Below are 11,474 nucleotides of genomic sequence, written 5' to 3'. Positions count from 1 at the left end.
AAAAAAACGTTTATGAGCTTTTATCCTTGAAGACAACCTAAGATAAGTAGAAAGTGTTGATGCTAAAAATGGTTGCTCCCACGTGGGGTGACTTTGTATTGACCATAAAAAAACACCGCTCTTGCGAAACGGTGTTTTTTGGGATTTGTTTTATAACAACGGCTTAGACATCGAGGTTGGCAACTTTTAAGGCGTTCTCTTCGATGAATGCGCGACGCGGCTCAACTTGATCACCCATCAAGGTGGTAAACAGTTCATCAGCACCAACAGCATCTTCAATCGTGACTTGCAGCATACGGCGAGATTCAGGATCCATCGTCGTTTCCCACAACTGATCTGGGTTCATTTCACCTAGACCTTTGTAGCGTTGCAGGCTTAGGCCACGACGAGACTCTTTAATTAACCAGTTCAACGCATCAACAAAGTTATCGACAGGTTGAATACGCTCACCACGTTGAATGTAAGCCCCTTCTTCAACTAAGCCATAAAGTGCTTCAGAAAGGTCCGCCAGCTTGCTGTACTCTTTCGAATTGAGCAAATCAGCACTTAATAGATGTTGGTGCGTTACACCATGAGTGCGCACTACAATCTTAGGCTGATAAATACCAAGCTCCGCATTGTGCTCAGTTTCAATGCTGTATTGGCTTGCGCCAACTTCTTTCGCATTTAACTGCTCCACCAGCTGTTTGCCCCACGCTTCTACTACTGCAGAATCAGCGCATTGATCAACAATGATACGCGGCATATAGATGAATTCATGGATCAAGGCGTAAGGGTAGCGGCGGCTCATACGCTCCACCAGCTTAATGGCGACATTGTATTGCTTAACCAAGGTTTCTAACGCTTCACCTGCTAATGCTGGCGCTTGAGGGTTAACATGCAATGAGGCACCATCCAATGCTAAAGCAACTTGGTATTGGTTCATCGCATCTTCATCTTTGATGTACTGCTCTTGCTTGCCTTTTTTCACTTTATACAAAGGCGGTTGAGCAATGTAGATGTAGCCACGCTCAATCAGCTCAGGCATTTGACGATAGAAGAAGGTCAACAGTAGCGTACGGATGTGCGAACCGTCGACGTCCGCATCGGTCATGATGATGATGTTGTGATAACGCAGTTTGTCTGGGTTATATTCATCACGGCCAATGCCACAGCCTAATGCGGTGATAAGCGTTGCGACTTCTTGCGAAGAAAGCATTTTGTCGAAACGAGCTTTTTCAACGTTAAGAATTTTACCTTTCAGCGGCAAAATCGCTTGGTTTTTACGGTTACGTCCCTGCTTGGCAGAACCGCCAGCAGAGTCCCCTTCCACTATGTACAGTTCAGATAGTGCAGGATCTTTTTCTTGGCAATCGGCGAGTTTACCTGGCAAACCAGCAAGATCTAACGCACCTTTACGACGTGTCATTTCACGCGCTTTACGCGCCGCTTCACGAGCACGAGCCGCATCAATGATTTTTGAACAGACCATTTTGGCTTCACTTGGGTTTTCAGCCAAAAACTCCGCCAATTTCTCACCCATTGCCGACTCAACCGCAGATTTCACCTCGGATGAAACCAATTTATCTTTAGTTTGGCTAGAGAACTTAGGATCCGGCACTTTCACTGAAACCACCGCGGTTAAGCCTTCACGAGCATCATCACCCGAGGTCGCCGCTTGCGCTTTTTTCGAGAAGCCTTCTTTATCCATGAAGGTGTTTAGGGTACGAGTTAACGCCCCACGGAAACCCGCTAAGTGGGCACCACCATCACGTTGAGGAATATTGTTGGTAAAGCAGTAAATGTTTTCTTGGAAACCATCGTTCCACTGCATCGCCACTTCCACGGTAATCCCATCGTCACGCTCAGAGCTGAAATGGAATACTTTTTCATGGATCGGCGTTTTATTGCGGTTTAAATGGCCAACAAACGCTTTAATACCACCTTCATATCTGAAGTGGTCTTTTTTGTCTTCTTCGCGTTCATCAAACAGTTTGATGGATACACCAGAGTTTAGGAAAGAGAGCTCACGCAGACGCTTAGCTAAAATATCGTAATGGAATTCAATGTTGGTAAAGGTTTCAGCACTTGGCCAAAAACGCAGGGTTGTCCCGGTTTTATCGGTTTCACCCACCACAGCCAACGGCGCTTGTGGCACACCGTGACAATAAGTTTGTGTGTGAATAGCGCCGTTACGGTAGATAGTCAGTAGCACTTTTTCAGACAGCGCGTTGACAACGGACACACCGACGCCGTGCAGACCACCCGAAACCTTGTATGAGTTATCATCAAATTTACCGCCCGCATGCAGAACCGTCATAATAACTTCCGCGGCAGAAACTTGTTCTTCTTCGTGAAGGTCGGTAGGAATACCACGGCCATCATCGCTAACTGAAACTGAATTGTCTTCGTGAATAGTCACTACGATGTCTTTACAGTGACCTGCCAACGCTTCATCAATTGAGTTATCCACCACCTCAAAAACCATGTGGTGCAGACCGGTGCCATCATCCGTGTCGCCGATGTACATTCCTGGACGTTTACGAACCGCGTCCAGACCCTTCAGTACCTTAATACTCGATGAATCGTAATTATTCGACATGAGTTACTCTCTCACTATTTTATCCGTGCTCTATTGTGCCATGTTCCACATGAAACATCTTGCTGTTTGACTCAATCATGTCTGCAACTTGGCCTTGCGTAATAGAACTTACAAAAACTTGTGCCCCCGTCGATTTTAAGCAATCCGCTAAACGCTTACGACGATGGCTATCTAATTCGGAAGCAAAGTCATCAATTAAATAGATGCATTGCTTACCTGTCAGCTCGGTTAAGTGTTGTCCTTGTGCGACGCGCAGTGCACACACCATTAATTTAAGCTGACCGCGTGATAGAACATCTTCAACCGGTGTTCCATTGACCTTTATTTTTAAATCCGCTTTATTCGGGCCACTGAATGTGTAGCCTAGCGATTGATCGCGTTCGAAGTTTTTCTCGAGGATTTGTTGATAGGGCGTCTCTTTTTCCCAACCACGATAATACTTCATTTGCACATCAAATTCTGGCAAAAAACTGCGACACAACGCCTCGGCAACACACTTCATTTGCGTCACATAATGTGTGCGCCATGCATCGATTTGTTCAGCCAAGCGCGCCATCTCCTGATCCCAATAACTGAGTTCACGATAATGGGTTGCCGTTTTTAACAACGCATTGCGCTGCTTATTGAGGCGCTTAAAACGCCCCCATGCATCATAAAAGGCAGGTTCACTATGAAATACCCCCCAATCAATAAATGCACGTCGTTGTTTTGGTCCATCGGTGAGCAGATCAAACCCTTCCGGATGAATCAATTGCAAAGGTAAAACTTGTGCCAGTTGCGCCAGTTTTTGCCCAGATTGACCGCCTATTTTAACCTCTGTTGAACCGTCACGCTGCTTATTAATGCCAATCGGTAGCTCAAATTGATCCGAGGTCAAAAAACGCCCATGCACAAACAGCTCCTGACACTCATTTTGTATGACGCGTCCGGTTAAGGCGCTTTTGAACGAGCGACCATGACCCAGCAGGTAAATCGCTTCCAGTACACTGGTTTTGCCGCTGCCATTAGGGCCAATAAGAAAGTTAAAGCCTGATGATAATGGGATATCACAGGCTTTAATATTACGAAATTGTTGGACGATTAAACGAGTCAGCGGCATTGCGCAAACTTAAAGTCGGATCGGCATGACGACATACATCGCGCTGTCGTCATCGCGATTTTCAATCAGCGCGCTGGCGTTGGCGTCAGACATCGATACACGAACCTGTTCACAACGTAATGTATTCAGTACATCGAGCACATAGCTGACGTTAAAACCGATTTCGATAGCGTCGCCTTCAAAGGTGACATCCAACAACTCTTCCGCTTCTTCTTGCTCTGGGTTGTTGGCGGTAATGCGCATTTCATTATCCGCAAGATTAACCCGTACCCCGCGAAACTTTTCATTTGAGAGAATCGCGGCACGAGAAAATGCCTGACGTAACTCATCACAGTCCGTTTCTAAGGTTTTGGTCGTTTGCTGCGGCATAACGCGGCGATAATCAGGGAAGCGGCCATCAACCAGCTTAGAAGTGAAGATGAAGTTATTCACTTGGGCGCGCAAATTTGAGCTACCAATTTGCAGCACAACCGGCTGTTCTGGCGCATCAAGTAACTTGACCAGTTCCTGTACCCCTTTACGCGGCACGATGATCTGTTTATTGGCAAAATCCGCGCTGAGTGCCGTTTGCGAAACCGCCATACGGTGTCCATCGGTTGCCACAGAGCGCAAGGTTGAACCGTCGATTTCAAATAGCATACCGTTCAGGTAATAACGCACATCTTGGTTAGCCATCGAAAACTGGGTTTTCTCAATTAAACTGCGCAGTTCTGCCTGAGTGAGCGACACTTCCACTTCACTTTGCCAATCTTCAATATTAGGAAAGTCACTGGCAGGTAAGGTTGCCAAAGAGAAACGGCTACGGCCAGAACGCATCTGAATGCGATCGCCTTCCAATACCACAGTGATCACGGCGCTATCGGGCAAGCCGCGACAAATATCTAAAAATTTACGCGCAGGGACAGTGATGCTTCCTGCTTCGCACTCACCTTCAAGAGTCACGCGGCTAATCAGTTCGACTTCGAGATCGGTCGCCGTCATCAACAGCACGTTCTCTTCCACTTTGAGCAACAAATTACCAAGAATTGGCAAAGTCGCACGTCCGCCTAATGTTCCAGATACTTGCTGAAGTGGCTTAATGAAGTGGCTACGTTCAATAGTAAATTTCATAGTTAGCTCTTACGATGTTATCGGGCGACCCCAAATGTGAGGGTTAAAATAGCTGATATAAGAAGGTTGTGCATCAAGAAGACAGGGTACGAATTAAATTCGAATAGTCTTCTTTGATGTCGTGGCTCTCTTCACGTAACTGCTGAATTTTACGACAAGCGTGCAGCACTGTCGTATGATCTCGGCCACCAAACGCATCACCAATTTCAGGCAAGCTGTGGTTAGTCAGCTCTTTAGCCAGTGCCATCGCCAACTGGCGTGGACGAGCAACCGAGCGAGAGCGACGTTTAGAAAGCAAATCCGCCACTTTAATTTTGTAGTATTCCGCCACGGTCTTTTGAATGTTATCAATGGTGACCAATTTTTCTTGCAAAGCTAATAAGTCACGCAGCGCTTCACGCACAAAATCGATGGTGATCGGACGGCCGGTAAAGTTAGCGTTGGCGATAACACGGTTTAGTGCACCTTCCAATTCACGCACGTTGGAACGTAAGCGTTTGGCAATAAAAAAGGCAACTTCATCGGCAAGATGAATTTGGTGATCTTCTGCCTTCTTCATTAAAATCGCGACACGCGTTTCAAGCTCTGGTGGCTCAATCGCGACCGTCAAACCCCAACCAAAACGAGATTTCAGGCGATCTTCCACCCCATTGATCTCTTTCGGATAGCGGTCGGAAGTCAAAATGATTTGTTGGTTACCTTCAAGCAATGCGTTAAAGGTATGAAAGAACTCTTCTTGCGAACGCTCTTTATTGGCAAAGAATTGAATATCATCGATCAAGAGTGCATCGACACTGCGGTAATAACGTTTGAACTCTTCAATCGCATTATTTTGCAGCGCTTTCACCATATCTTGCACGAAACGCTCTGAGTGCATGTAAATCACTTTCGCATTCGGGTTGTTATCAACAATCGCATTACCAACGGCGTGCAATAAGTGTGTTTTACCTAGCCCTGTACCACCGTATAAGAAGAGTGGGTTATAGGCCGCGCCGGGGTTATCGGAAACTTGACGCGCTGCAGCCAAACCAAGTTGGTTCGATTTACCTTCAACGAAGTTATTGAACTTATGTTTAGGGTTAACGTTTGATCTGTGATTAATGTCTGCCACAACCGTGTCGTTTTCCCACGTACGATGTACTGGTTTACGCGCTTGTAACTGTGCAGGAGCTGAAGATTCAGCCGCGACATCCGCTTGAGTACGAACGGGAGCAGCTTTAGGCGCGCTGACCCGGCGACTACCCACTTCAAAACGCAGGTTCGGGGTATCGTGGCCACAATGCTCTTGCAGTAGTCGGTTAATGCTGTTGATGTATTTATCGCGCACCCAATCAAGCACAAATCGGTTTGGGGCGAATAAAGTGAGAGTATTGTCATTGAGCTCCGCTTGTAACGGACGTACCCACATGCTGAATTCCGCTGCTGGTAACTCTTCTTGAAGCTGTTGCAAACATTGCAACCAAAGCGAAGATGACACGGTTGCCCTCACCCTAAGTAAATGATCGAAAAGACTGGCGATTTTACCTGTTGATAACCAAGATCGCCAGCGATTGATCCGTGATCCAGTGAATAAGATCGAAGTTATTCACACAATTTGCGCTTGATTTTTGTCGATCTTCACAATTAGCACCACTTTACCCACACGATGATCCACATATACAAGGATCCTCTATACTTATCCCCAATTGTGTCACTATGTTCGGTTATGGTTAATAACTACTGGTTATTTATTCTATTGAGTGCTTTACCAGTAACATCCCTCTCTATAAATATAAGGAGTTTCAAGATGAAAAACTGGGTTAAAGTCGCCATTACTGCAATTGCACTATCCGCTGCAAGCGTACACGCGGCAACGGAAATAAAAGTCGGCATGTCAGGGCGCTATTTTCCATTCACTTTTGTCAAACAAGACAAGCTGCAAGGCTTTGAAGTGGATGTTTGGGATGAGATAGGTAAACGCAATGATTACGATGTAAAATATGTTACGGCTAATTTCTCCGGTCTCTTTGGCCTGCTTGAAACTGGCCGAATTGACACCATTTCAAACCAAATCACCGTCACAGAAGCACGTAAAGCGAAATACTTATTTGCTGACCCGTATGTCATCGACGGTGCACAAATTACCGTTCGCAAAGGTAATGACAGCATTAAAGGGATTGACGATCTTGCCGGCAAAACGGTCGCGGTCAATTTAGGCTCAAACTTCGAGCAGCTACTACGCAGCTTTGACAAAGACAATAAAATCATAATCAAAACTTACGATACTGGCATTGAACATGACGTTGCTCTTGGCCGTGCCGATGCGTTTGTGATGGATCGCCTTTCGGCTCTGGAATTGATTAAAACAACGGGCTTACCGTTGCAATTGGCTGGTCACCCTTTTGAAACCATTGAAAACGCTTGGCCGTTTGTTAACAACGAGCAAGGCCAAAAACTGCAAGCTGAAGTGAATCAAGCGTTAGCCTCGATGCGCGCTGATGGCACACTGAGTGCGATTTCTGAAAAATGGTTTGCTGCCGATATCACCAATAAGTAAATTCCCCTATTATCAAAAGATAGGATTGAGGTGGAACCACACATTCCACCTTTTTTGTTTTAAAAAGGTAAGCCGATGGGATTTGATTTTCACTATATGCTTGAGCTGATGCCAATACTGCTCAGGTATTTAGGCACCACCATGGAGATGGCGACTTGGGGCTTAGTGTTTGCTTTGATCCTGTCGGTCATTTTAGCCAATATTCGTGTGTTCAAAGTGCCCATTTTGGATCCGCTAAGCCAGCTGTACATCAGCTTTTTCCGCGGTACTCCCCTGCTGGTACAACTCTTTCTACTCTACTATGGTCTGCCGCAAGTGTTACCGTGGATGGTCGGTTTAAATGCATTTAGCGCCGCGGTGATCGGGCTAACTCTTCACTTCGCCGCTTATATGGCAGAAAGTATTCGCGCCGCCATTTTGGGTATTGATCGCAGCCAAATGGAAGCGAGTTTGTCTGTGGGTATGACCACAAGCCAAGCAATGCGCCGCATTATTTTGCCGCAAGCCACTCGTATCGCGTTGCCATCATTAATGAATTACTTCATTGATATGATCAAATCGACCTCATTAGCTTTTACATTAGGAGTCGCTGAGATCATGGCCAGAGCGCAGATGGAAGCTTCGTCAAGCTTTCGCTTCTTTGAAGCTTTCCTCGCCGTTGCATTAATTTACTGGGCCGTAGTGGTGGTACTGACTCGGGTACAAATTTGGGCTGAAGAGAGACTCAATAAGGCGTATGTACGATGATTAAACTCGATAATATTCATAAGCGCTTTGGCGATACTGAAGTGCTCAAAGGAATCAGCTTAGCAATAGAAAAAGGTGAAATCATCGTCATTATTGGCTCAAGCGGTACAGGTAAATCGACCTTACTGCGCTGCGTCAACTTCCTAGAACGCGCAGACCAAGGCTCCATTACTATTGATGATGTCACCGTCGACACCCAGCAACAGACCAAAGCAGATGTATTAGCACTGCGCAGAAAAACAGGCTTTGTTTTCCAAAACTACGCGCTGTTTGATCATATGACGGCGAGGCAAAATGTCGCCGAAGGGCTCATTACGGTGCACGGTTGGAAAAAAGATCTCGCCCTGACCCGCGCACAGCAGATTTTGGATGACATCGGTCTTGGGGATAAAGGAGAGAGTTATCCCGCAGCACTTTCAGGTGGCCAGCAGCAGCGCGTTGGGATCGGCCGTGCGATGGCGCTACAACCAGAATTGCTGCTATTTGATGAACCTACGTCAGCACTCGATCCTGAATGGGTTGGCGAAGTGCTTGCTTTAATGAAGAAATTGGCCACTCATCACCAAACAATGCTGGTGGTTACCCATGAGATGCAGTTTGCAAAGGAGGTAGCCGATCGCGTGATCTTCATGGCCGATGGGCAAATTGTAGAGCAAGGCTCTCCACAGGATATCTTTGGTAATCCACAGGATCCTAAGCTCAAGAAATTTTTAAATCAGGTGGGGATCGACGAAGGATCCTTGTGATTTAAAGGAGACTGCGTATAATCCCCCGACCGGAATTTTAGTGAACCCAATCGTTGACACTTATTGTGACAGTGATTACAATTCCGCCTCTTTGTTGAGAGGCGTCGGATTCCTTTCTTTCTATTAAAGAAGCGAAAATATGCCCACGCCGGGTTTATTTGAACCTAAAAACTACTGATCAGTAAGGTAATTACACATGTCTAAACGCACTTTTCAACCTACCGTTCTAAAGCGCAAGCGTACTCACGGTTTCCGTGCACGCATGGCAACTAAGAATGGCCGTAAGGTTATTAATGCACGTCGTGCTAAAGGCCGCGCGCGCCTGTCAAAATAATTCGCGATTATTTTGAATACGTACGCGTTCAATCGGGAGTTACGTTTGTTAACTCCCGAACATTATAAAAAAGTCTTCCAGCAAGCGCACAGCGCAGGCTCCCCCCATTTCACTATCATTGCTCGCGAAAACGCTCTTACCCACCCAAGGTTAGGGTTGGCCGTCCCCAAAAAACAGATCAAAACTGCTGTTGGCCGTAATCGCTTCAAACGCCTCGCTCGCGAAAGCTTCCGTAATAAACAGCATCAACTTCCTAACAAAGATTTTGTTGTGATTGCGAAAAAGAGCGCGCAAGATTTAAGCAATGAAGAAATGTTCAAACTATTTGAAAAATTATGGCATCGCCTGTCTCGCCCTTCGCGTGGTTAGCAATCGGATTCGTCCGTTTTTACCAAGGAATCATCAGTCCTCTGCTTGGACCACGCTGTCGTTTTACTCCAACCTGTTCAAACTATGCGATAGAAGCGTTGAAAGCTCACGGTTTTGTAAAAGGGTGTTGGTTATCAGGCAAACGTCTATTAAAATGCCACCCTTTGAACGAAGGGGGTTTTGACCCCGTTCCGCCACCAGTCCAAAAACAAGACAGAGATAATTAACGATGGATTCTCAACGTAATATCCTGTTAATCGCCTTGGCACTCGTTTCTTTTTTACTTTTCCAGCAATGGCAAGTAGCAAAGAACCCAGCACCTCAAGCGGTTGAACAGGCACAAAATAGCAGCACTTTAACTGCACCATCTATGGCTGATGAGTTAGACCCAGCACCAGCAGTAACCAATGCGTCTGCAAAAACCATCACCGTCAAGACTGATGTACTGACTCTGTCAATTGACACGGTAGGTGGTGATGTAGTGAAGGCCGAGCTGAATAAGTACGATGCTGAACTCAATTCAGAAGACCCATTTGTGCTACTTAAAGACATTCCTGGTCACCAGTTTATCGCGCAAAGTGGTTTAGTGGGACCGCAAGGGATCGATTTAAGCAGCAACAATCGTCCAAACTATACTGTTAGCGCCGACACCTTTGCTCTAGCGGATGGTCAAGACGAACTGCGCATTCCCATGACTTATCAAGCCAATGGCCTTGAATACACCAAAACCTTCATCCTTAAACGTGGCAGCTACGCCTTGGATGTTGAATTTGATGTAGTCAACCAATCTGGTAATAACGCGACACTGGGTATGTATGCACACCTACGCCAAAATTTATTGGACGCTGGTGGCAGCTTGGCTATGCCAACTTACCGTGGCGGTGCTTACTCAACACAAGATACACGTTATAAGAAATACAGTTTCGATGATATGCAAGATCGTAACTTGTCACTGCCTTTGGTTAACGGTGAAGGTTGGGCGGCGATGATCCAACACTACTTTGCCAGCGCGTGGATCCCACGTGATGCAGCAGGGTCAAACTTATACACTCGCGTGATTGGCAACTTAGGTGATATTGGTGTTCGCATGCCAAATAAAACCATCGCCAACGGTGAAAAAGCGACATTCTTAGCCACACTTTGGGTCGGTCCAAAACTGCAAGATGAGATGGCTGCAGTTGCGCCAAATCTTGATCTAGTTGTCGACTACGGCTGGTTATGGTTTATTGCAAAACCACTACACATGTTGCTTTCATTCATTCAAAGCTTCGTTAGCAACTGGGGTGTAGCAATCATCTGCTTAACCTTCATTGTTCGTGGTGCTATGTACCCACTGACCAAAGCACAATACACCTCTATGGCAAAAATGCGCATGCTGCAACCGAAGCTGCAAGCAATGCGTGAGCGCATCGGCGATGACCGCCAACGCATGAGCCAAGAAATGATGGAGCTGTATAAGAAAGAGAAAGTAAATCCACTCGGTGGTTGTTTACCTATCTTCCTGCAAATGCCTATCTTCATTGCGCTTTACTGGTCATTAATGGAATCGGTTGAACTGCGTCATTCACCTTTCTTTGGTTGGATTCATGACCTTTCAGCACAAGACCCATACTACATCTTGCCACTGCTGATGGGTGTGAGTATGTTTATGATCCAGAAAATGAGCCCGACGACAGTCACTGACCCGATGCAACAGAAGATCATGACCTTTATGCCGGTTATGTTTACATTCTTCTTCTTGTTCTTCCCATCAGGTTTAGTGATTTACTGGTTGGTATCGAACATCGTTACCTTGATCCAGCAAACCTTGATTTACAAAGCGCTGGAGAAAAAAGGCTTACACTCTAAGTAGCCACTTCAGCAAGAAGTCACACTGACAAGTTAAACAAAGGCGACCTTTTGGTCGCCTTTTTGTTTTTGGCTGATTACAATTGCGCTCATACACCCCTATG

General features: G+C 46.0%; 11 protein-coding genes. 7 read left to right on the top strand and 4 right to left on the bottom strand.

Translation table 11 applies throughout. From position 1 onward, the window contains the following. Positions 1–163: 163 nt before the first annotated feature. The 4 genes from gyrB to dnaA all read right to left on the bottom strand — a co-directional run bounded on the left by gyrB (position 164) and on the right by dnaA (position 6,267). Entirely contained in the window at positions 164–2,581 is a 2,418-nt protein-coding gene (gene gyrB / locus B9J87_RS04685; protein ID WP_013855574.1) for a DNA topoisomerase (ATP-hydrolyzing) subunit B, read from the bottom strand. 19 nt (positions 2,582–2,600) lie between these two features. Next, positions 2,601–3,680: a DNA replication/repair protein RecF gene (recF, locus tag B9J87_RS04680; protein ID WP_013855575.1), complete on the bottom strand. Its 1,080-nt coding sequence runs from the start codon at positions 3,678–3,680 to the stop codon at positions 2,601–2,603. A gap of 9 nt (positions 3,681–3,689) precedes the next feature. Further along, positions 3,690–4,790 carry a DNA polymerase III subunit beta gene (gene dnaN, locus B9J87_RS04675; protein ID WP_094149558.1) on the bottom strand — a complete coding sequence of 367 codons (1,101 nt, stop codon included), beginning with the start codon at positions 4,788–4,790 and terminating at the stop codon, positions 3,690–3,692. Between the two features lie 73 nt (positions 4,791–4,863). After that, positions 4,864–6,267 carry a chromosomal replication initiator protein DnaA gene (gene dnaA, locus B9J87_RS04670; RefSeq protein ID WP_010319947.1) on the bottom strand — a complete coding sequence of 468 codons (1,404 nt, stop codon included), beginning with the start codon at positions 6,265–6,267 and terminating at the stop codon, positions 4,864–4,866. Between the two features lie 309 nt (positions 6,268–6,576). Here dnaA and B9J87_RS04665 point away from each other — a divergent pair, with 309 nt between their 5' ends. From B9J87_RS04665 to yidC, 7 genes are all read left to right on the top strand, one after another. Next, positions 6,577–7,326 carry an amino acid ABC transporter substrate-binding protein gene (locus tag B9J87_RS04665; protein WP_026027668.1) on the top strand — a complete coding sequence of 250 codons (750 nt, stop codon included), beginning with the start codon at positions 6,577–6,579 and terminating at the stop codon, positions 7,324–7,326. Between the two features lie 75 nt (positions 7,327–7,401). Next, positions 7,402–8,073 carry an amino acid ABC transporter permease gene (locus B9J87_RS04660; protein WP_010319949.1) on the top strand — a complete coding sequence of 224 codons (672 nt, stop codon included), beginning with the start codon at positions 7,402–7,404 and terminating at the stop codon, positions 8,071–8,073. Continuing rightward, entirely contained in the window at positions 8,070–8,819 is a 750-nt protein-coding gene (locus B9J87_RS04655) for an amino acid ABC transporter ATP-binding protein (protein ID WP_094149556.1), read from the top strand. The genes B9J87_RS04660 and B9J87_RS04655 overlap by 4 nt, the downstream gene beginning before the upstream one ends. 196 nt (positions 8,820–9,015) lie before the next feature. Beyond that, on the top strand, positions 9,016–9,153 hold the full coding sequence (rpmH, locus tag B9J87_RS04650) for a 50S ribosomal protein L34 (protein ID WP_010319951.1): 138 nt from the start codon (positions 9,016–9,018) through the stop codon (positions 9,151–9,153). Positions 9,154–9,165: 12 nt separating this feature from the next. Then, positions 9,166–9,522: a ribonuclease P protein component gene (gene rnpA, locus B9J87_RS04645; protein ID WP_026027667.1), complete on the top strand. Its 357-nt coding sequence runs from the start codon at positions 9,166–9,168 to the stop codon at positions 9,520–9,522. Further along, positions 9,489–9,749 carry a membrane protein insertion efficiency factor YidD gene (gene yidD, locus B9J87_RS04640; RefSeq protein WP_081265547.1) on the top strand — a complete coding sequence of 87 codons (261 nt, stop codon included), beginning with the start codon at positions 9,489–9,491 and terminating at the stop codon, positions 9,747–9,749. Before rnpA ends, yidD begins: the two co-directional genes overlap by 34 nt. Before the next feature lie 2 nt (positions 9,750–9,751). After that, positions 9,752–11,374, top strand: coding sequence for a membrane protein insertase YidC (yidC, locus tag B9J87_RS04635; protein ID WP_017046370.1), 1,623 nt, complete (start codon positions 9,752–9,754; stop codon positions 11,372–11,374). The last annotated feature ends 100 nt before the right edge of the window (positions 11,375–11,474 follow it).

The sequence above is a fragment of the Vibrio sp. V19_P1S1T109 genome (assembly GCF_002241375.1).
GTDB lineage: Bacteria > Pseudomonadota > Gammaproteobacteria > Enterobacterales > Vibrionaceae > Vibrio > Vibrio anguillarum.
This window is presented reverse-complemented; position numbering and strand designations above follow the sequence as displayed.

Coding starts and splice junctions, on each gene's coding strand:
- yidC (WP_017046370.1), top strand. CDS start 9,752: ATGGATTCTCAACGTAATATCCTGTTAATCGCCTTGGCACTCGTTTCT.
- gyrB (WP_013855574.1), bottom strand. CDS start 2,581: ATGTCGAATAATTACGATTCATCGAGTATTAAGGTACTGAAGGGTCTG.
- yidD (WP_081265547.1), top strand. CDS start 9,489: ATGGCATCGCCTGTCTCGCCCTTCGCGTGGTTAGCAATCGGATTCGTC.
- recF (WP_013855575.1), bottom strand. CDS start 3,680: ATGCCGCTGACTCGTTTAATCGTCCAACAATTTCGTAATATTAAAGCC.
- B9J87_RS04665 (WP_026027668.1), top strand. CDS start 6,577: ATGAAAAACTGGGTTAAAGTCGCCATTACTGCAATTGCACTATCCGCT.
- B9J87_RS04660 (WP_010319949.1), top strand. CDS start 7,402: ATGGGATTTGATTTTCACTATATGCTTGAGCTGATGCCAATACTGCTC.
- dnaN (WP_094149558.1), bottom strand. CDS start 4,790: ATGAAATTTACTATTGAACGTAGCCACTTCATTAAGCCACTTCAGCAA.
- rpmH (WP_010319951.1), top strand. CDS start 9,016: ATGTCTAAACGCACTTTTCAACCTACCGTTCTAAAGCGCAAGCGTACT.
- B9J87_RS04655 (WP_094149556.1), top strand. CDS start 8,070: ATGATTAAACTCGATAATATTCATAAGCGCTTTGGCGATACTGAAGTG.